13 protein-coding genes are annotated in these 20,028 nt (G+C 70.4%); 9 read left to right on the forward strand and 4 right to left on the reverse strand.

What is annotated here, in order from left to right; translation table 11 throughout:
* Positions 1-226: 226 nt before the first annotated feature.
* The 4 genes from A6I89_RS16160 (at position 227) to A6I89_RS16175 (ending at position 7,444) form a co-directional block, all read left to right on the forward strand.
* Entirely contained in the window at positions 227-2,002 is a 1,776-nt protein-coding gene (locus A6I89_RS16160; RefSeq protein WP_232244793.1) for an Hsp70 family protein, read from the forward strand.
* A gap of 3 nt (positions 2,003-2,005) precedes the next feature.
* Positions 2,006-4,507: a LuxR C-terminal-related transcriptional regulator gene (locus A6I89_RS16165; protein ID WP_022597879.1), complete on the forward strand. Its 2,502-nt coding sequence runs from the start codon at positions 2,006-2,008 to the stop codon at positions 4,505-4,507.
* Positions 4,508-4,589: 82 nt separating this feature from the next.
* Positions 4,590-5,966: a S1 family peptidase gene (locus A6I89_RS16170; RefSeq protein WP_022597880.1), complete on the forward strand. Its 1,377-nt coding sequence runs from the start codon at positions 4,590-4,592 to the stop codon at positions 5,964-5,966.
* A gap of 161 nt (positions 5,967-6,127) precedes the next feature.
* On the forward strand, positions 6,128-7,444 hold the full coding sequence (locus A6I89_RS16175) for a S1 family peptidase (protein ID WP_022597881.1): 1,317 nt from the start codon (positions 6,128-6,130) through the stop codon (positions 7,442-7,444).
* 99 nt (positions 7,445-7,543) lie between these two features.
* On the opposite strand, the gene A6I89_RS16180 is transcribed toward A6I89_RS16175, so the two are convergent.
* Entirely contained in the window at positions 7,544-8,176 is a 633-nt protein-coding gene (locus A6I89_RS16180) for a DUF8020 domain-containing protein (RefSeq protein WP_022597882.1), read from the reverse strand.
* 518 nt (positions 8,177-8,694) lie between these two features.
* Here A6I89_RS16180 and A6I89_RS16185 point away from each other — a divergent pair.
* The gene (locus A6I89_RS16185) at positions 8,695-11,892 is read left to right on the forward strand and encodes a (Fe-S)-binding protein (RefSeq protein ID WP_060934511.1); all 3,198 of its coding nucleotides are present in this window, start codon (positions 8,695-8,697) and stop codon (positions 11,890-11,892) included.
* A gap of 242 nt (positions 11,893-12,134) precedes the next feature.
* On the opposite strand, the gene A6I89_RS25035 is transcribed toward A6I89_RS16185, so the two are convergent.
* The gene (locus tag A6I89_RS25035) at positions 12,135-12,800 is read right to left on the reverse strand and encodes a hypothetical protein (protein WP_044991411.1); all 666 of its coding nucleotides are present in this window, start codon (positions 12,798-12,800) and stop codon (positions 12,135-12,137) included.
* Between the two features lie 394 nt (positions 12,801-13,194).
* On the reverse strand, positions 13,195-15,144 hold the full coding sequence (locus tag A6I89_RS16195) for a dipeptidyl-peptidase 5 (protein ID WP_044991412.1): 1,950 nt from the start codon (positions 15,142-15,144) through the stop codon (positions 13,195-13,197).
* 48 nt (positions 15,145-15,192) lie between these two features.
* Between A6I89_RS16195 and A6I89_RS16200 the strand changes: the two genes are divergently transcribed.
* The 4 genes from A6I89_RS16200 (at position 15,193) to A6I89_RS16210 (ending at position 18,832) form a co-directional block, all read left to right on the forward strand.
* A complete protein-coding gene (locus tag A6I89_RS16200; RefSeq protein WP_022597898.1) occupies positions 15,193-15,615 on the forward strand; it encodes a TIGR03668 family PPOX class F420-dependent oxidoreductase in 423 nt (140 codons plus the stop codon).
* 96 nt (positions 15,616-15,711) lie between these two features.
* Positions 15,712-15,879 (forward strand): hypothetical protein, encoded by a 168-nt coding sequence (locus A6I89_RS24675; protein WP_005517660.1) that lies wholly within the window; start codon positions 15,712-15,714, stop codon positions 15,877-15,879.
* Positions 15,880-15,968: 89 nt separating this feature from the next.
* On the forward strand, positions 15,969-17,231 hold the full coding sequence (locus A6I89_RS16205; protein WP_005517658.1) for a pyridoxal phosphate-dependent aminotransferase: 1,263 nt from the start codon (positions 15,969-15,971) through the stop codon (positions 17,229-17,231).
* 284 nt (positions 17,232-17,515) lie between these two features.
* Positions 17,516-18,832 (forward strand): YibE/F family protein, encoded by a 1,317-nt coding sequence (locus tag A6I89_RS16210; protein WP_022597899.1) that lies wholly within the window; start codon positions 17,516-17,518, stop codon positions 18,830-18,832.
* A gap of 10 nt (positions 18,833-18,842) precedes the next feature.
* On the opposite strand, the gene A6I89_RS16215 is transcribed toward A6I89_RS16210, so the two are convergent.
* Entirely contained in the window at positions 18,843-20,018 is a 1,176-nt protein-coding gene (locus tag A6I89_RS16215) for a DUF7159 family protein (protein ID WP_022597901.1), read from the reverse strand.
* Positions 20,019-20,028: the final 10 nt, after the last annotated feature.

Consider the following 20,028-nt stretch of genomic DNA (forward strand, 5'->3'; position numbering starts at 1 on the left):
CCTTCCACGCTACGAATTCGGCGGCCGGCGGGTAACGGGGCAGATCCCCCCGACCGCCGCGAGGGGGACCCCGTCGACCCCGTATAGGGGATCGCCGGAGGATAGGGGGAGAGCCCCCAACCTGCGATGTCCGCAGACGTTTCCCGTAACGCTCGGTGCGGCGCCGCCGACAATCGGCATACCACCGGCGGTGCCGTGCCCCGCCCCGAACGCATCGGAGATGGACATGACCGCAGGGCTCGGAATTGCTGTCGGAACGGCCAATTCGGACGCCGCGGTCACCCGCGCCGGAGACGTGGGAGAAGACGGTACCGCCTCGGTGATCGCGTCCCGCTCCACGATCGTCCAACTGTCGCCCGACGGCACCGCAACGCTCGGTTCCTCGGGGACAGGCCGGGCAGGCCTCACCGGCTTCGTCGAACGGGTGGCCGATCCGGTCGGCCTCCTCGGTCCCGACGGTCGAGCGCATTCCGGAGAAGACCTGTTCGCGGCGGCCGTCACGTGCCTCGTCGACGAGGTCCGCGCGGACACCGAGTCCGCCCCCGACGAGCGGACGCCGATCGTCGTCACCCATCCGACGCCGTGGAACAGCCACACGGTTCGAGCTCTCGAGTCCGCGCTCGAACGCATCGGGCTGCCGCCGGTGATCCTGGCGTCCGAGGCCACCGCGTGCCTGCGATGGCTCGAATCCGCACGCGGCCCGCAGGACGACGGTGTCGTCGTCGTGTACGACCTGGGGGCCGCGTCGCTCGACGTCTCGGTGATGCGCACCGGCGCCGAGGCGGGCTTGCTCGGGCGGACGCTGCGGTCCGAGGACGTGACCGGCGCGCAGTTCGACCATCTGGTCACCCGGCACGTGCTCGACGACCTCACCGGGAGGACACCCGGATTCGACCCGTTCGATCCGGCCGTCCTCGAGGCTCTGACGATGTTGCGGCGCAACTGTTCCGCAGCCAAGGAGGCCCTGTCAACCGACACCGAGGCCGTCATCCCGGTCGCTCTGCCCGACCTCGAGACGGATGTACGACTCGTCCGCTCCGAACTCGAAGACCTCGTCCGGGCACCACTGACCACGTCCCTGGACCTGATCCGCGAAGCGCTGCGCTCCGCCGACGTCGAACCCGGCGACGTCCACCACGTGCTGCTCGCCGGTGGCGGCGGCGCGATCCCCCTGCTCGCCGAACTCGTCTCCTCCGAACTGGGAATGACCGTGGTCGCGGCGCCGAACCCGGCGCACACGGCAGCCCTCGGCGCCGCGCTTCTCGCCGCCGACGCCGAGGCCCACGTCGCCGCGCCGGCCGTCCCCACGGCACCGGCGGGGATCACGCGGGGCAGCGACTCCACCGAACCACTGACGCCGGTGTTCCCGTCGCGCCTGCACTCCACCCGCAGCGGCACGAACGTCCGGCGCCGCATCGCGATCATCGCGGCGTCCGCGGCAGCCATCGGTGTGCTCGCCGCCGGGGGTCTGTCCCTCGGAACCGCCGCCGATCCCGCTCCCGAACAGTCCACTCCCCCGGCATCGTCGGTGCCGCTCGCCGAGAACGCCGCGACCGGCGCGGGCCCGACCGGCGAAGGCTCGCCGACGGGGACCGTGACCGTCGTCGGCAGCACCGGCGGAAACTCGACGAATCCCGCGACGGTCGCGGCGCGTGGTGGGTCCACCGCGACGGGCGTCGATCCGACCGGGCGGGCGCTGCCGCAGGGCGTCGCATCCCCGGCCCCCTTCTCCGAGGCGGCCCCCGCCCCCACCGCGGACAACCCCGCGCCGGGCGAGACCCCGACCCAGCCCGTCTACACCCCGCCGCCGGCGGCCGGTGGAGGCACCGCACCCGCTCCGGTCCAGGGCCCCTCCCCCGCGCAGATCGGCACCGGATTCGGTAATGCCGCAGAGGGAGTCGGCAACGGTGTCGGCGCGGTCCTGAACGGCGTCGGTGGAGTCGTCGGCGGTGTCGTCGGTGCGGTCGTGGATCCGGTGACCGGCCTGCTGATCGGGAAGTAGCCGATGCGGACCGGACCCACCACCAGCCCGCCGGGCGCCGACGTCCTGGCCGGAGTGCGCGGGGCGCAGGGCCTCCTCGATACCGCCGGCTCGGACCCGTCCGCACTCGTGCTCGTCCGCGGCCGCTCCGGGAGCGGTAAATCGCTCGTACTCAACGTGATTCGTGAACACCTGATCGCGCACGGACACGACGTGGTCACCACTGTCGCCGCCGCGGAGACCGTTGACGCGGTCCTCGTGATCGACGGCGCACACACCCTACCCGCCGACGACCTCGCCGCTCTGCACCGTCTCGTGCAGCGCAATGATCGCGGCGTCGTCGTCGCCGTCGAACCGCGCCCGCACGATCCGGCGCTGTGCGCCCTCGGCACCACGATGCAGACACTCGGTTCGGTGTTCGACCTCGGAGCCCTCACTCCGGCCGACATAGCCGACCGGGCCCGCGCCCGCGGCATCGAGCCGACGCCCTCGCTCGCGCGGTCGCTGCACGAGTGGACCGGCGGCGCGCTCGCCCATGTCGACGCGGGGCTGGCGGCGGCGCGGCACGGGGAGGCCGGCGTGCGCGCTGCGGTGATCGCGCACCTGCAGGACGTGCTGCAGCACCTCGACGGCGATGTCGTCGCCGCGCTGGCACTGCACCTGTACGGGGGCGGCACGGACGCCGGCGACCTGGCGCCGGCTCTGGACATCTCACCCGGACAGGCGCAGGCGCTGGCCGACCGGGTCCGCGCGAGCTCCGTCGTGACGCGCTCGGGTTCCGTCCTGCCGCTCGCGCGCCAGCTGCTGACGTCCGCTGTCGGAGTGACGCGTCTGCGCGACCTGCAGTCCCGCCTGCTGGCGACGCGCCTCGACGCCGGCACACTGGATACGCGAACCGCCTGCACGCTCGCCGAATCCGGGTTGGACGATCCCCGCCTCGCCGAGTTCCTCTGCACCCGAGCGCATTCGGCCGATCCGTCGGAGGCGTACACGATCTACGACTGCGCCATCCTGGCCGGCGCGGACGCCGACGCCCTGGCCCTGCACCGCTGCGAGGCCGGCGCGCTGAGCGGCAACCTCGACACCGCGCACGCACTGGCCGACGCCCTGCTCACGCGGGCCGACGACCTCGATCCTGCCGAAGTATGTGCCGCCGTGCGTATCTCGTCGAGCATCGCCGCCCAACGCGGCGAGCTGGGGCACAGCGCCGACCTGTACGAGTGGCTGGGCCCGGACCGTGCCGGCGTCGACGCGCCCATCGCCGCCACCGTCCTGCTCGCCGCCGGGCGTCCGGAGCCGGCCGAGGCGATGCTGGCGCGCGGACGCCAGGGTCCGCCCACGTCCGCGGCGGCGGGCACCGCACTGCTCGCCGACGGCCTCGCCCAGTCGATCGCCGGATCCGGTGCCGTGGCGATGAATTCGCTCACCCGCGCGATGGCCATGCTGTCGAGTAGCGCCCGCAGCCGCATCCTGCCGGACACCGCACCTGCCGTCACGGCACTGCTGTGCCTGCATTCGGGTGAACTCGCCCACGCCGAGGCGGTGCTGCGGCAGGCCCTCGAACTCGACCCGGCCGCCGGGATCACCCGATCCCGCCACCTCGTCCTGTCGGCCTGGACCGCGATGATCGGCGGCGACCTCGCCGGTGCCGGGACGATCCTCGACGGCCTGCCCACCGACCGGGCACTACCCGCCCGGGAAGCGTTCTTCCTGCACGGCCTCCGGATCGGGCTCGCCCGGCGCCGGGGCGACGTCGGAGCACTGCAACGCGAATGGACGCAGGCGCAGCCGGTCGTCGCCGGGTACTCGGCCGATCTCTTCGGACTGCTGCCGCTGGGTGAACTGTGGCTGGCCGCGGTTCGCCTGGGCGACGAGCAACGCATCCTGCATCTCGTCGAGCAGGCACAGGACCTGCTCGTCCGGCTCGGCGAGCCCGCGCTGTGGGGTGCCACGCTGCACTGGTACGGGGTACAGGCCGCGATCCTCGGCGAGAATCCGGCGGCACTGCTCCCGCACGCGCGGGCACTGGCAGCGTCGGCCGAGGTCAGTTCGTACGCCGCCGGTCTCGCCGCCGCGGGCCGCGTGTGGCTGCGGGTGCTCCGCGAGGAGGCGGAGGCGGCCGAGGTGGAGGCCGCGGCGCGCACGCTCGACCGCATCGGACTTCCTTGGGACGGAGCACGACTCGCAGGAGAGGCGGCCCTGCGCGTGTCCGACACCCGCGGCGCGACCGCGCTGCTCCAGGTGGCGCGCTCGCTACGCGGCGCCGCGGCGGCACAGTCCGGCGGCGAGATCACCGCCACCGATCCGGCGGTGGGCACCCTCACCGACCGGGAGGCCGACGTCGCGGAACTGCTCGTCCTCGGCCTCACCCACCGTGAGATCGGCGCCCGCCTCTACATCGCACCCAAGACCGTCGAGCATCACGTCGCGCGCATCCGGCGACGTCTCGGCGCCAACTCTCGCTCGGAGCTGCTGTCGATGCTGCGGGCGCTCGGCCACGGAGGCCCGGAAACCTCTGCTTCGTGAACTTCGGGACTTTGTTCTCCGGCGGGTCGGCCGCAACGTGCCCTATTGTTGACAGCTGATCCCGAAGACCCGAAGGAATTCAATGCGTATCCCGCTGGCGCCGCGCGCCGCTGTGCATTCGTTCGCCCGCCGCGTCGCCGTCGTCGGATCGTCTGCGCTCCTGGTACTCGTACCGCTGTCCGCCTCCGCACAGGCCGAACCCGCCGCGTCGGGTTCGCAGGTCTCCCAGCTGTCGGCGGACCAACTGCCGGACGAACTGGTCGAGGCCATCACCCGGGATCTGAGGATCACCCCGCAGGAATACCTGGACCGTGCCGCCCGCGCCCAGGAACTCGTCTCGTATGCCGACGACTTCCGCGCCGAACGGCCCCACGAGTTCGCGGGCGCATGGATGGCACTCGACGGCCACCCCGTGGTCTCGGTGACCACCGCGGAGGCGGCGCTGACCGCAGCCCGGGACGGGTACCGCACGCAGATGGCCGCCGTGTCGTCGGAGGGCCTGGAGAAGTCCCTCGCCGACTTCAACCACTGGGTCACCGAGCTGCCCCGCGAGATCTCCTCCCAGATCGGCCGCGCCACTGTCGACGTCCTCAACAACCAGATCGTCGTCGACGTCGCCAACAGCCCCGTCGGCCGGGCACTCGACCTGCCGACCCTGCTGGCCAACATCAAGGTGCAGGTGCAGTCGTTCGGCCCGGTGCCGGTCGCGAGCGGACCGCTCGGCGGCGACACGTACATCACCTCCCCGCAGCGCCTGGTGGACACCCCCGAGGGCGGCATCAGCGTGTGTTCCTTCGGCTTCAACGGCGTCGACCGCGGCGGCAACGCCGTCAACATCAGTGCGGGCCACTGCGACCCCGCACCCGGCCGCAACGCCGCCGTGTTCCTGCCCAACCGGGCGAACGTCCCCGACAGCCTCGAGGTGGGCCGGTTCGCGCGCTCCGAGGTGGGCGACGTCGACGGCCTCGACTACTCGCTGATCCGCCTCAACGACGCGGGTGTCCGCGCCGGCCTGGACCGCCCGGTCATCCGCGGCGCCGGCGGCAGCGCGCTCACCGTCACCGGCACGGCCGTCCCGGTCGTGGGAGCACCGATCTGCAAGTCGGGTCAGACTTCGTCGTTCACGTGCGGCGTCGTGACGGCCGAGCGGGTCGAGGCTCTGCTGGCGGTCGCCCCCAACGACATCCGGGTGGTCCGCGGCTTCTCCGGCACCGCCTGCACGCTCGGCGGCGACAGCGGTGGCGCGATCGTCACGGGCACGCTGGCCCTCGGCATCACCAGTGGCTCCAACAGCACCGATGCGCCGTCGTGCGGCGAGGCCAACATCGTCTACGCCTTCGACGGCGGCGCCAGCAATCTCGGCATCCCGATCCAGAGCATCCTCGACTCGGCGAACGCCACGTCGGGCGGCGGCCTCGGTGCCGGGCTGACGGTGCGCACCGGAACCGCCGCCCACTGACCGACATCGGTGAATTTCCGGCGTCAATCGGGCGAATCGGGTGGGCACTCCGCTTGCCGGACCATATAGTCGTACGCGACTCGGAACACCCGCACCGCCGGGTGTTCCTCTCTGCGTGCCTCGGGGTCCACGGCCGTAGGGCGGACGATAGAAAGGCCCACATGCGAAGCTCGCTCGCACGTCGTGCTGCGGTGTTCGGTTCCGCTGCACTTCTTCTCGTCGCTCCTGCCGTCGCCCAGGCGGCTCCCGGGCCCGACACCTCCGGCGTCTCCGACCAGGCGGCGCACCTGCCGATCCAACTGATCGACGCGTTGCAGCGGGATCTGCAGCTCACGCCCGGCCAGTACCTCGAACGGTCGGAGGCCGCACAGAAACTCGCCGAGTTCGCGGCGATGGCCGGCGTCGAGTTCCCCGACGCGTTCGGCGGGACCTGGCTCGATACGGCGGGCGTCCCCGTCGTCGGCGTCGCGGGTCCGGACGGCGCCGCGCTCCGGGACGCGGCAGCGCAGGCCGGTTTCACGCCTCAGGAGGTCGCGCGCAGCGCGCAGCGCCTCGACGCCGACCACACCGCGCTCACCCACTGGATCGCGACGCTGCCGCCGGAGATCGCGAACCTCGTGAACGGCGTCTCCGTCGACATCGCCGCCAACACGGTCGTCCTCCGCACCGAGAACGCTGCCGAACCGCTGCTCGATCTGCTGCCGCCGGGTCTCCGGGAGGCGGCGCGTGTGGTCCTCGGGCCGGCGCTCGGCTCGCTCGAGCCCGCGCCCACCGGTCTCCAGACCGCCTACTTCAGCACCGACGCCCTCCTCGGCGGCGACTCGTACGAGGCCCGCAGCGGCGGAAACGGCCTGCGCTGCTCGCTCGGCTTCAACGCCGTCGACCAGGCCGGCGCGCCCGTGAACATCAGCGCCGGACACTGCGATCCCAGCCCGGCGTCGGCGGGAACCCCGTCCGCCTCCGTCGCCAACACCATGGTGGGCGGCCTGACGGGACCGACCGTCGGTACCTTCGAGAAGACCGTGCTGCGCGGAATGGACTACTCGATCATCCGGCCCAACCGCACGTCGGCGTCGCTGCTCGCGAACAACATGGTCCGCGTCCCCAACGCCGAGGCGCTGCGCATCACCGGCACCGCGAACCCCGTCGTCGGCGCCCCCGTCTGCAAGGCCGGTAGCACCACGGGCTTCAACTGCGGCGTCGTGACCAACGTCGGCCGGAGCATCACGGTCGGCGACCGCGTCATCGACAACGGATTCGACACCGACATCTGCGCGCTCCGCGGCGACAGCGGCGGCCCGGTCGTCACCGGCACCCAGGCCCTGGGTATCTCCAGCGCCTCGAACCTTGCTGCCGTGGCCACGTGCGACGCCACCGCGGTGCAGCAGGCCACCGGCGGAATGGGACCGATGCTGTCGGCCACGCCGATCAACTCCATCCTGGGTGCCAACCCGGGGCTGGCGGTTCGCACCTCGTAACTCCGAACGGACAAGAGAAGGGGTTCGCTTCCTCCGAGTAATTCGGAGGAAGCGAACCCCTTCTTCTTGTTCGGTGCCCGCTTCTCGTTAGGTGCCCGATCAGCCCGCGGCGGGCGCCGGGGTGTTCATCGTCTGGTACACCTGCCAGCCGTTGTAGGCGAGGACGGGTCCGGCGGCGACGATGGTGCCGATGATTCCGCCGGCTCCGGCACCCGTCGCGATTGCGGCCGGGCACGCCGCGATTGTGGAACCCGCAAGGCCACAGCCGACGACCGCTCCGATGATCGTGCCGATCAGCGAACCCACCGTGACCGCCGAGTCCACGCCCTCGGCCAGTTTGTCGAGCATCGACAGGTCGATGGGCAGCGGCGGCAGGGCCGGGCCGGCGACGTCGGCCATCGTGGCCTTCGCCGGATCGGTCTCGGGAGTGAGCGTGAGCTGACGGCCTTCGACGACGGGGGCGATCGAGAACTCGCGGTCGCCGAGGCGGTAGGTCAACGGCAGCGTCTGGATGACCTGTCCCGCATCGTTGCGGATCTCGACGAACCTGCCGTCGGAGGTGACGTGGAATCCACCGGCGTCGAGGACGGTCACGACGCTGCGCCCGTCGATGTGCGCCTGGTAGCCGACTCCGTCCTGGGCGGGTGCCGGCTGTGCGTACGCGGTGCCCGCGCCCACGCCCATCGCGGCGATCACGAGGGCCGACGTGGCGGCGAATTTCCGAAGCTTCATTGGCTTTCGTTCCGTTCTGTGACTGCCACGAATGGCCCCCCGAATTATTCGATTTTCGAAACCCGAGCCGTTCTCGCTACGCAGGTACCGGCTTCTACCAGCCGAAACGGGCGAGGAATGCAACCCGGGTCGCGGCGAATCATATCCCAGCCGGACATTGATCCGTCGCAGGATGAACCCGTCAAATTGCTAAACATACGTCCAATTGAATGTGTCCCGAATATGACCACGGGCGAGTTAGGACATCCTGTGCGACACCAGCCACATAGCACCGCATACCGTTAACTGAATACGACTCCGAGTCGCGACGGCCAGCCCCCGCCGCGACCCCGGATCGAAGGCTCCAACGGCCACGGCGCGCCGCATCGAGGAACCAGAAGATGCAGGAAACGACGCTTCGCGCTATGTTACCGGTTAGTAGATGTTGCAAGTTACCGGCGAGTAACTTGTGAGCGGTTACGATCTGTGGGCTGACCCACAGGCGGCACGCGTGCTGCCCCGAAACGAAAGGCTTCGACATGAATGCCCTGACGATTACGTTGGGCACCGTCGGCGTACTGCTGAGCCTCGTCTGTTGGGCCTCGTTCCTCAGCGGAGCTTGGCGGATGGCGAAGACCGTGCAGATCGGGCAGTCCGCGCCCGACCGCTGGCGCCCGTTCTTCCCCCGCTTCAAGCAGATGATCGTCGAGTTCATCGCGCACACCCGGATGCAGAAGTTCCGCACCGTGGGCTGGGCGCACTGGCTCGTCATGATCGGCTTCCTCGGCGGCGCAGCCCTGTGGTTCGAGGCGTACGGCCAGACCTTCGACCCGACGTTCCACTGGCCGCTGTTCGGCAACACGTGGGTGTGGCACCTGTGGGACGAGATCCTGGGTATCGGCACCGTGGTCGGCATCCTGACGCTGATCGTGATCCGTCAGCTCAACCATCCGCGCATCCCCGAGCGGCTGTCGCGCTTCGCCGGTTCCAAGTTCACGCCGGCGTACTTCGTCGAGGTCGTCGTCCTGCTCGAGGGCCTGGGCATGATCCTGGTGAAGGCCGGCCGCATCGCGATGACCGGCCACTCCAACCCGTGGACCGACTTCTTCACGATGCAGGTCGCCAAGCTGCTGCCCGCCAGCGCCGTGATGGTCTCGATCTTCGCGTTCGTCAAGCTGATGTCGGGCATGATCTGGCTCTTCGTCGTCGGCCGCAACATCACGTGGGGCGTCGCGTGGCACCGCTTCTCGGCGTTCCCGAACATCTACTTCAAGCGTGAGGACGACGGCGGCGTCGCCCTGGGCGCTGCCAAGCCGATGATGTCCAAGGGCCGCGCCCTCGACATGGAGAACGTCGATCCCGACACCGACACGCTCGGCGCCGGGCGCGTCGAGGACTTCTCGTGGAAGGGCTGGCTGGACTTCACGACGTGCACCGAGTGCGGTCGCTGCCAGTCGCAGTGCCCCGCGTGGAACACCGGCAAGCCGCTGTCCCCGAAGCTGCTCATCATGTCGCTGCGCGACCACGGCTACGCCAAGGCCCCGTACCTGCTGGCCGGTGGCCGCAAGGACATGGGCGGCGACGAGGTCGGCCTGGTCGACGCCGAGGGCAATGCCGACGAGGCCGCGCTCGCCAAGATTCCCGAAGCTGCCCGCGCCGAGGCCGAGCGTCCGCTGGTGGGCGAGTCGGTAGAGGGCGAACTCGGCGGCATCATCGACCCCGAGACGCTGTGGTCGTGCACCACGTGTGGCGCGTGCGTCGAGCAGTGCCCGGTCGACATCGAGCACGTCGACCACATCATCGACATGCGTCGCTACCAGGTGCTGATCGAGTCGGAGTTCCCGTCCGAGCTCGCGGGTCTGTTCAAGAACCTCGAGAACAAGGGCAATCCGTGGGGCCAGAACTCCAAGGACCGGCTCAACTGGATCAACGAGATGGACTTCGAGATCCCGGTCTACGGCCAGGACGCGGATTCCTTCGAGGATTACGAGTACCTGTTCTGGGTCGGCTGCGCCGGCGCCTACGAGGACCGTGCGAAGAAGACCACCAAGGCCGTCGCCGAGCTGCTCGCGACCGCCGGCGTGAAGTTCATGGTCCTCGGTGCCGAGGAGACCTGTACCGGTGACTCCGCTCGCCGTGCCGGTAACGAGTTCCTCTTCCAGCAGCTCGCGATGCAGAACATCGAGACCCTGAACGCGGTGTTCGACGGCACCCCGGAGAGCAAGCGCAAGATCGTCGTCACGTGTGCGCACTGCTTCAACGCGCTCGGCAACGAGTACCCCCAGGTCGGCGGCGTCTACGAGGTGGTCCACCACACGCAGCTGCTCAACCGCCTGGTCCGGGCCAAGAAGCTGGTTCCGGTCGCCAAGCTGAACGAGGACGTCACCTACCACGACCCGTGCTACCTGGGCCGTCACAACAAGGTGTACGACGCGCCGCGTGAGCTGATGGAGGCGTCCGGCGCCAAGCTCAACGAGATGCCGCGTCACGGCGAGCGGTCCATGTGCTGTGGTGCCGGTGGCGCCCGCATGTGGATGGAAGAGCAGCTCGGCAAGCGCATCAACATCGATCGCGTCGACGAGGCGCTGACGACCTCGCCGAAGAAGATCGCGACGGGTTGCCCGTTCTGCCGCGTCATGCTCACCGACGGCGTCACCGCCCGTCAGGAGCAGGGCCAGGGCGAGGGCGTCGAGGTTGTCGACGTCGCGCAGATGATGCTCGAGACCGTCACGCGCCTCGATTCCACGCAGCTCACCGCGAACCTCAAGGTCGAGCAGCGTGAGAAGGCGCCGGTCGCTGCCGCACCGGCGGCAGCCGAGGCCGTCGCCGAGGTCAAGGAAGCCGAGCGGGTGCAGGAGGTCGAGGAGGCTGCGGCCACCCCGTCCGCGCAGACAGCTCCCGCCGGCAAGGGCCTGCAGATGAAGGGCCTCGCCAAGGCTCCCGGCGCGAAGGCACCGGGCGGCAAGGGCCTCCAGATGAAGGGCGCCGCCAAGGCTCCGGGTGCCAAGGCCGAGGCCGCTGCACCTGCCGCCGACGCTGCTCCCGCTGCCGAAGCGCCGGCGACGCCGACCGCCAAGCCCGGCGGACTGGGCATGAAGGGCGGGGCCAAGGCACCCGGCGGCAAGGGCCTCCAGATGAAGGGCGCCGCCAAGGCTCCCGGCGCGAAGGCACCTGCGGCTCCCGCTGCTCCCGCGGCCGAGGCACCCGCCGCCGAAGCACCGGCTGCACCCGCAGCACCGGCCGCCAAGCCCGGCGGACTCGCCATGAAGGGCGGAGCCAAGGCACCCGGCGGCAAGGGCCTCCAGATGAAGGGTGGGGCGAAGGCTCCGGGCGCGAAGGCACCTGCTGCTGCGGCCGCTCCGGCAGCCGAGCCCGAGGCACCTGAAGCTTCGACCGCTCCGGCAGCCGAGGCACCGGCGGCGCCCGCCGAGGCCAAGCCGGTCCCGCAGGCGAAGGCAGGCGGACTGGGCTTCAAGTCCGGCGCGAAGGCTCCGGGCGCCCGCAAGGCCGCCCCGGCCGCACCGGCTCCGGCTGCCCCGGCGGCTGAGCCGGCCACCGAGCCCGAGCCCGCCGAGCCCCAGGCCGAGGCCGCACCGGTCGAGGCACCTGCTGCCGAGACTCCCGCTGCCGAGGCGCCCGCGCCGAAGCAGGAGGAGTCGACTCCGCCTCCGCCGCAGGCCAAGCCCGGTGCACTGGGCTTCAAGGCCGGCGCGAAGGCTCCCGGCCGCAAGAAGTAGTTCCCCACGTCAGCGCCCCCACCGTTCGCGGTGGGGGCGCTTTCGTGTCCGCGCTCCCCCCAGCACCACACACCTTTTCCTGGCGTCACACACGGTTTCGCTGCGGAAGGCCTGTGTGAACCCGGCAGAACGTGTGTGGGTCCACGCTGTGCACAGCTCCGCGCCTATCCACAGGCTCGCCCGGGAACCCGCACGGACGGCCGTTCTACCGGCCGCGTCGACGGCACGATGCCGGAGTGGACTCACACATCATTCGACGTTCCGAGGCCCTGCAACGCGGGGCAGCCGACCATCAACTGCAACGGCAGTGCCGCACCGGGGCGTGGCGGCGGATCCGGCCGGGCCGATACGCGTCGGCGGACGCGTTCGACGCTCTCGACACTCACGAGCGACACCGGCTCCGGGCGGTGGAAACCCTGCGCGCGGCGTCCGCCGACGCTGTCCTCAGCCACCAATCGGCGGCGGTCGTCCACGGCCTGGACCTGTGGAACACACCACTGTCCGTCACACATCTGACTCGTAACCGTCCCACCGGTGGGCGACGCACCCGGCATCGTCATGTCCACTCCGCGGTGCTTCGACCCGAGGAGATCGCGGACGTCGACGGACTGCCCGTCACGACCGTGGGCCGGACGGTGGCAGACCTCGCACGAACGTTGCCGTTCGAGCAGGCCGTCGTCGCCGGCGATCATGCGCTCCACGCGGCGGGACTGACTTCCGAGGACGTTGCTGCTGCGGCGAACTCGCTGCCCCCCCACGCGGGACGGCAGCGCGTTCACCGCATCCTCGCGCAACTCGACGGCCGGTCCGAGAGCGTCGGCGAATCCCGCAGCCGGGTGTTGATGCTGCGCGAGCAGTTGCCGGTCCCCGAGTGGCAGCCCAACCTCTACTCGGCCGACGGCGATCATCTGGGACGTGTGGACTTCCTGTTCGAGGAGTGCGCTGTCGTGGGCGAGTTCGACGGCCGCGGCAAGTACGGCCGGCTGGTCCCCGACGGACAGGTCCCGGCGGACGTGGTGTGGGCGGAGAAGGTTCGCGAGGACGCCATCCGGGACGCCGGCTGGCAGGTGGCGTGGCGCGGTGGACCTGGGACGAGCTCGAGGTCCCCGGCGTGGTGGCCCGCCGGATCCTCGACGCCGTTCGCCGGGCCCGGCTCTCACCGCCACCCACTGGACGCGTCGAACACACGCCGAGGCGCTGACCGGATCACACACATCCTGCCCGCACCACACACCGCTTCACCATCGAATGCACGTGTGATGCCGACAAAGAGTGTGTGCAGCGGCGGTGATCACCCCCGACCTACGGCCGCCACAGCTCCAGCCGCGGCACCCCGGGCGTCTCGAAGCCCATCACCTGCCCGTAGAAGGACAGCTCGGCCTCGCGGGCGCTGACGATCGTCTCGACGCGCCGGAATCCGTGCGCCTCACCCTCGTAGGCGAGGTATGCGTGCGGAATCTTCTTGTCCAGCAAAGCGGTACGGAATCGCTCGGCCTGCGACGGCGGGACGATCGGGTCGGACAGGCCCTGCAGCAGCAGTACCGGACACGACAGACCGTCGACGTTGTTGACGGGCGCGCGCCGGACGTACAGGTCGGCGGCGTCGGGCAGCGGACCGATGAGGCCGTCGATGTACCGGGATTCGAAGTCGTGGGTCTCCTTGACGAACTCCATCAGTTCGGCGACGCCGTAGTACGACACGCCGCACGCGAAGACGTCGGAGGTGGTGAGCGCCGACAGTACCGTCCATCCTCCGGCCGAGCCGCCCTCGATCGCGAGACGGTCGGGGTCGGCCAGGCCCGCGTCGGCGAGGCCGCGGACGGCCGCGACGGTGTCCTCGACGTCGACGATACCCCACTGCCCGCGCAGCCGGTTACGGTACTCGCGCCCGAAGCCGCTGGACCCGCCGTAGTTGACGTCGACAACGCCGATACCCCGGCTGGTGAAGTAGGCGTACACCAGATGCACCGCGGGCGCGACGTGCGCGGTGGGGCCGCCGTGCACGAACGCGACGTACGGCGGCAGTTCACCCTCGGGTGCAACGAAGTTCGGGTTGCGCGGGGCGTAGACGAGCGCATGGACCTCGCGTTCGGGGCCCTCGAAGGTGAGTGCCTGCGCTTCCGGGAGGTACTCGACGTCCGGCAGGTCGTCGACCGACAGCCGGACGTCGGTGAGCGTGCCGACACCGAGGTCGAGCAGTCGCAGACCCGAGGCGACGCGGGCGCCGCCGCAGCGCAACAGGATCCGACGTCCGTCGGTGTCGCAGATCTGCACCGACGAGATGTCCTCGAGTTCGATGTCGCGCAGCGCACCGGTGGCCGGGTCGAGCAACGCGAGCGTGTCCGTCCCGACGGTCCGCGTGGTCAGGACGGTGCCGGCGTCGAGCTCGACGTGCCACACCGCCCCCAACTGCCACAGTGGCGCACCGAAGTCCGCATCGATGGGGCGGACCGGCGCGACCTCACCGAACAGATTGACGCGGTACAGGTTCCACCATCCACTGCGGTCGCTGATCACGCGCAGCGTCTCGTCGTCGATCCACTCGGGTTGCAGCACCGATTCCTCGGTCCCACCGAGGAGCACGTCGACCTCACCGGTGTCGAGGCGGAGCACGCGCAGTTCGGTTCCGTCCCAAGGCATCTGCGGGTGGTTCCATGCGATCCATGCGAGGTGCGAGCGGTCCGGCGACAGCCTCGGGTAGGCGAGGAAGTCGGAGCCGCCGACGATCGACCGCACAGCCGCCGTATCGACCGCGGCCGATCCGTCGAGCGGCACCGCGCAGATGTCGCGCACCGGTGACGCCGACACCCCGTGGCGCTCGCGCACGCACCACACCTCGTCGCCGACGATCGCGAGGTCCCCGTAGCGATCCGACGCCGGGACGGACGGGAGCGGCGTGATCGGGACCGGGGCGACGTCGGTGCGCGGGTCGAATCGGTACAGCCGCTGGTCGCTGAACTCGGCGAACACCAGCACCCCGTCGCCGGTGACGGTCCACGCGCCGCCGCCGTACTCGTGGACGCGGGTGCGCGCGTTCCACGGTGCGGGCAGGACGTCGACGACATCGCCGTCGTCGCTGCGCCGCCGGATCGCGGTGCGTCCCCCCTCGGTGGGGCGCAGTTCCGACCACCACACCTGCTCGCCGACGAACCGACCACCGTCCACCGGGTGTCCGCTGGCAGCTAGGTCGGCGGCGCTGATCGGCGAGATCCAGGATCCGTAGGGAGCAGTTGCGGCTGCGGCAGACGTCATGTGCACAACCCTAGCCACGAGCGTGCCTCCACCACGTAGCGTTTCCACATGGCTCCCGAGATGCCCGGGCCCCTGCCCTCACGGTTCGTGGACGCACCGGTCGCGCGGATGGCGACGGTGTCGGCGGACGGCGGCCCGCACCTGGTGCCGGTGGTGTTCGCCGCGGTCGGGGACGTCGTGTTCACGGCGGTGGACGACAAGCCGAAGTCCACCCGACGCCTGCGTCGGCTGGCGAACATCGCGGCAACGGGCCGGGTCAGCCTGCTCGTGGACCACTACGACGACGACTGGTCGCGGCTGTGGTGGATCCGCGTGGACGGGACCGGCGAGGTGCTGGAACCCGATTCGGACGTCGGGGTCGCGGCGATCGACGCGCTGGTGGCGAAGTACCACCAGTACGCGTCGATGCGACCGACCGGCCCCGTGATCGAAGTGCGGGTGTCCGGTTGGCGTGAATGGTCGGCGTCCTGACCCATTCGGGCATCGCACGCCCTTGTGACACAGGGCACATCGGGTTCACGATGGAAGGACCCTGTCTGTATTTCGTCCTGGAAGGACGGTCTTCTCATGACACGCAGGATTGCCGGAATTCTCGCCGCGCTCGCGATGATGCTCTCGCTCGCCGCGTTCGCCGCACCGGCTGCATCGGCAGAGGAAGCGACACCCGCGCAGGGGTCGGTGGGGCTGTGCCTCGTCATCCCGCTGGGATCGCTGGTGTATCCCATCTGCATCTGACCCCGACCGCGTCGCACCTGCGACGTTTGTGACGTTCCCGACGGCGCCCGAACGCACCCTCCGATATCCGTTTGCGCTCGAGTGGAAGTATGGAGGCCGTGAGCACTCCAGAACCCGCCCGTCCCCGCCGGCCGCATCGCGCTCTCGAGCAGTCCACCAAGCTGCAGAACGTGCTGTACGAGATCCGCGGGCCGGTACACGCGCACGCCGCGCGGCTGGAGGCGGAGGGGCACCGGATCCTCAAGCTCAACATCGGCAACCCGGCGCCGTTCGGCTTCGAGGCCCCCGACGTGATCATGCGCGACATGATCGCGGCTCTGCCTTACGCGCAGGGCTATTCGGAGTCGAAGGGCATCCTCTCGGCGCGCCGTGCGATCGTCACGCGCTACGAGCTGGTGCCCGGGTTCCCGGAGCTGGATGTCGACGACATCTACCTGGGCAACGGCGTCTCCGAGCTCATCACGATGACGATGCAGGCCCTGCTCGACGACGGCGACGAGGTGCTCATCCCCGCGCCGGACTACCCGCTGTGGACGGCCATGACGAGCCTGTCCGGCGGCACACCGGTGCACTACCTGTGTGACGAGCAGAACGACTGGAACCCGGACATCGCGGACATCGAGTCCAAGATCACCGACAAGACCAAGGCGCTGCTGGTCATCAATCCGAACAACCCGACGGGCGCGGTGTACTCGGCGGAGGTCCTCACACAGCTCGTCGACCTGGCCCGCAGGCACCAGCTGCTGCTGCTGGCGGACGAGATCTACGACAAGATCCTCTACGACGACGCCAAGCACATCTCGTTGGCCACGCTCGCTCCCGATCTGCTCTGTCTGACGTTCAACGGGCTGTCGAAGGCGTACCGCGTCGCCGGCTACCGCTCGGGCTGGGTCGCGATCACCGGACCCAAGGAACACGCGGCCGGCTTCCTCGAGGGCCTGGACCTGCTCGCGTCGACGCGCCTGTGCCCCAACGTCCCCGGTCAGCACGCGATCCAGGTGGCGCTCGGCGGGCACCAGAGCATCGAGGATCTGATCCTGCCGGGCGGGCGTCTGCTCGAGCAGCGAGACGTCGCGTTCGAGCGGCTCAACATGATCCCCGGCGTCTCGTGCGTGAAGCCGCGCGGTGCGCTGTACGCGTTCCCGCGCCTCGACCCGAACGTGTACGAGATCCACGACGACGAGAAGCTGGTCCAGGACCTGCTGCTGCAGGAGAAGATCCTGATGGTCCAGGGCACCGGCTTCAACTGGCCGAACCACGACCACCTGCGCATCGTCACGCTGCCGTGGGCGCGTGACCTCGCGGTGGCGATCGAGCGGTTCGGCAACTTCCTGTCGAGCTACAAGCAGTAACAGCCGCGCCGCACGTCCCGTCCGGGCCCGATCCCGGGCGGGAGGTCCGCGGCGTTTCGTTACACGCTGACACGACACGAAAAAACGACCCCCCAATACTGCAGGATTGCTGCGGTATAGGTAGATTGACCGATTGGCACCCTCGGGTGCCCGTAAGCGCCTCGTCTTGCCCCCTCCCCCCCCTGGGCGACGAGGTACCGGTGGCGGGGACGACCCCCCCTGCTCCCCGCCACCGACGCTTACCGACGTCCTCGCTAGCCTGGTGCGGTGCGGAGACGAATTCGATGACCCCCGAACTGTTCTCCCGTCGTGACCGGAGTCCCGACCGTGGCCACGGACACGGGCATGGGCACTTCGACGGCCCGGCCCCAGTCGGGCCGACCGCGGCGCGCGTAGTCGTCGGCCTGCTCGCCGCCATCGCGATCGCCGCCGTCGCCGGGGCCGTCCTCCTGTGGCCGAACAAACAACAGATCGACATCCCGCTGCCCTTCCAGAACGCGGGCGGCGGCGCCGTGACCACGGAAGCCGGCACCGTCGTCGCACAGGACATCGCACCGTGCGGCAGCCCGTCCGCCGGACGGGCGTTCCCGGGCGATCCCGCCCCGGCACCGGACGCGGGCGCCGGGTTCGACTGCCACCGCAGCGTGGTGACGATCGACTCCGGCCCCCACGCCGGCACCCGCACACTCCTCGAGATCGTGCCCGGACCCGGACAACCGAATCTGAATGTGGGCGAACACCTCCGCCTGGTGCGACAGACGGATTCGTCGGGTGCGCCGATCTATTCGTTCAACGACTACGCCCGGGGTTTCCCGCTGCTCCTGATCGTCGCCGCGTTCGTCGTCGCGATCGTCGCCGTCGCGCGATGGCGGGGCGTGCGCGCGCTGCTGGGCCTGGGTATCGCGTTCGGCGTCTTGGTGGTGTTCACCCTCCCGGCACTGCTCGACGGCAAACCTGCCATGCCGGTGGCCCTCGTATCGGGGGCCGCGATCCTGTTCGCGGTGCTCTACCTGGCCCACGGGGTGAACCTACGGACGAGTTCCGCCCTCCTCGGCACGCTCGCATCCATGCTCGTCGCGGCGGTGCTCTCGGTGATCGCGATCCGGATGACGCACCTGACCGGTCTCTCGGAGCAGCAGAACGCCGACGTCCAGGCCTACATCCAGCACGTGAGTATCACCGGGCTCCTGCTGGCCGGGTTCATCATCGGATCGCTGGGCGTCCTCAACGACGTCACGATCACACAGGCCTCCGCCGCGTTCGAGATCGCGTCGATGGACGAATCCGCCACGCGACGAACCATCTTCGCGTCGGCGATGCGGGTCGGACGCGACCACATCGCGAGTACCGTCTACACGCTCGTGCTCGCGTACGCCGGTGGCGCGCTCCCCCTGCTACTGCTCTTCAGCGTGGCCGGCGGCTCGATGGGGGACGTGCTGACGGGTGACGCCGTCGCGATCGAGATCGTTCGCTCGTCGGTGGGTGGCATCGCGCTCGCCCTCTCGGTGCCGCTCACGACCGCGATCGCGGCGCTACTTGCTCGCCCGCGCAGCGCGGCGAGCCCATCCGAACGACGCCGCGGCGGACGCCACGCACGCTGACCGTCGAGCGTCAGAGCCCCGGGATCTGCGGGATCGGCGGCAGCGGCAACGATTCGAGCGGCGGTAGCGCATCGAGCGGGGGAAGCGGCGGCAGGTTCGGCAGCCCGGGGAGGGCGTCGAGCACGGTCCCCAGCGGATCCGGAGCCGGTTGCGCGGACGGGCTCTGCCGGGGTGCGCCGTTCGCAACCGGCCGACTGCCGGCCGGCGGCGCGAGGAGCGGCGCCTCCACCGGGAGGGATTCGGGGGTGGCCACCGGGCTCGACGGAGGCGCCGACGGCGGTGCACTCGCGATCGTCACCGACGAGGTCACCGGCTTGCCCGCCGATTCGTCCGGCGCGGACCCGAAAAGGGTTCTGCCGTAGCCCAGCCCGAAACCGATGACGGCGAGGAGGGCGAGCATTACCCCGGCCGCCCCGGCGCTGCGCACCTGACGGCGGGACACGGCGCGGCGAGAGCCGCGGCGACGCGCGCCGGGTCGGTGCCCTGTCCGTCGATGCGCTGTCGGTCGCAGCGACGACTCCGCCGGGGCCTGGGCGCTGCTCGCGACCATCGCGGCGCCCGACGCCGCCGACAACTCGGGGTCCTCCGGCACGACGACGGGAAGCCCCGCCAGGTCGGCCACGCGCTCGCGGATCGCAGCGGCGGTGGCCCCGCCGCCGACGAGTACCACCGCGTCGGCGCCGCACCCCGTCTGCGTCAGCAGTTCGTCGGCGAGGTCGACCACTCCCCCGATTTCCGCGACGCACAGGGCGGTCCGCTCGGTGGCGCGGACGGTGCCGGACTCCACGTCGACGACGCTCACCGTCGATCCCGCGTACCCCAGGTCGAGCACCACGACGGCACCCAGCCCGGACAGCAACCCGGTCGCGGCCAACTGCTCGAGAACGGCGGACAGCTCAGGGATCAGCCGGTAGTCGGCGACGCCCTCGCGCCGCATCGCGGCGTCCAAGGCGGCGGCCTGCGACTCGTCGGTGTAGGCGATGGCGACGGCGTCCGCCGAACCGGGGTCCTCGTCGCCCGCCAGCAGCACGCCGACCGCTTCCGCAGCCAGCTTCTCCGGGTCGTGGTCGCCCACGACGAGCGTCCGGCACTCGCGCAGACCGGCAGCGCTGTGGGCACCGGGCGACGGGCGGCGCACGATCCGGACGAACCCGGATCCCACCGACACTCCCAGAACCCCACCCATGAGCCGCCTT

The sequence above is a fragment of the Prescottella equi genome, assembly GCF_002094305.1.
In the GTDB taxonomy this organism is placed as follows: domain Bacteria; phylum Actinomycetota; class Actinomycetes; order Mycobacteriales; family Mycobacteriaceae; genus Prescottella; species Prescottella equi.

Excerpts from the sequence above, each read along its gene's own strand:
- A6I89_RS16160 (WP_232244793.1), top strand. The coding sequence starts at position 227 with ATGACCGCAGGGCTCGGAATTGCTGTCGGAACGGCCAATTCGGACGCC.
- A6I89_RS16165 (WP_022597879.1), top strand. The coding sequence starts at position 2,006 with ATGCGGACCGGACCCACCACCAGCCCGCCGGGCGCCGACGTCCTGGCC.
- A6I89_RS16170 (WP_022597880.1), top strand. The coding sequence starts at position 4,590 with ATGCGTATCCCGCTGGCGCCGCGCGCCGCTGTGCATTCGTTCGCCCGC.
- A6I89_RS16175 (WP_022597881.1), top strand. The coding sequence starts at position 6,128 with ATGCGAAGCTCGCTCGCACGTCGTGCTGCGGTGTTCGGTTCCGCTGCA.
- A6I89_RS16180 (WP_022597882.1), bottom strand. The coding sequence starts at position 8,176 with ATGAAGCTTCGGAAATTCGCCGCCACGTCGGCCCTCGTGATCGCCGCG.
- A6I89_RS16185 (WP_060934511.1), top strand. The coding sequence starts at position 8,695 with ATGAATGCCCTGACGATTACGTTGGGCACCGTCGGCGTACTGCTGAGC.
- A6I89_RS25035 (WP_044991411.1), bottom strand. The coding sequence starts at position 12,800 with ATGATCGCCGTCGGCCGAGTAGAGGTTGGGCTGCCACTCGGGGACCGG.
- A6I89_RS16195 (WP_044991412.1), bottom strand. The coding sequence starts at position 15,144 with ATGACGTCTGCCGCAGCCGCAACTGCTCCCTACGGATCCTGGATCTCG.
- A6I89_RS16200 (WP_022597898.1), top strand. The coding sequence starts at position 15,193 with ATGGCTCCCGAGATGCCCGGGCCCCTGCCCTCACGGTTCGTGGACGCA.
- A6I89_RS24675 (WP_005517660.1), top strand. The coding sequence starts at position 15,712 with ATGACACGCAGGATTGCCGGAATTCTCGCCGCGCTCGCGATGATGCTC.
- A6I89_RS16205 (WP_005517658.1), top strand. The coding sequence starts at position 15,969 with ATGGAGGCCGTGAGCACTCCAGAACCCGCCCGTCCCCGCCGGCCGCAT.
- A6I89_RS16210 (WP_022597899.1), top strand. The coding sequence starts at position 17,516 with ATGACCCCCGAACTGTTCTCCCGTCGTGACCGGAGTCCCGACCGTGGC.
- A6I89_RS16215 (WP_022597901.1), bottom strand. The coding sequence starts at position 20,018 with ATGGGTGGGGTTCTGGGAGTGTCGGTGGGATCCGGGTTCGTCCGGATC.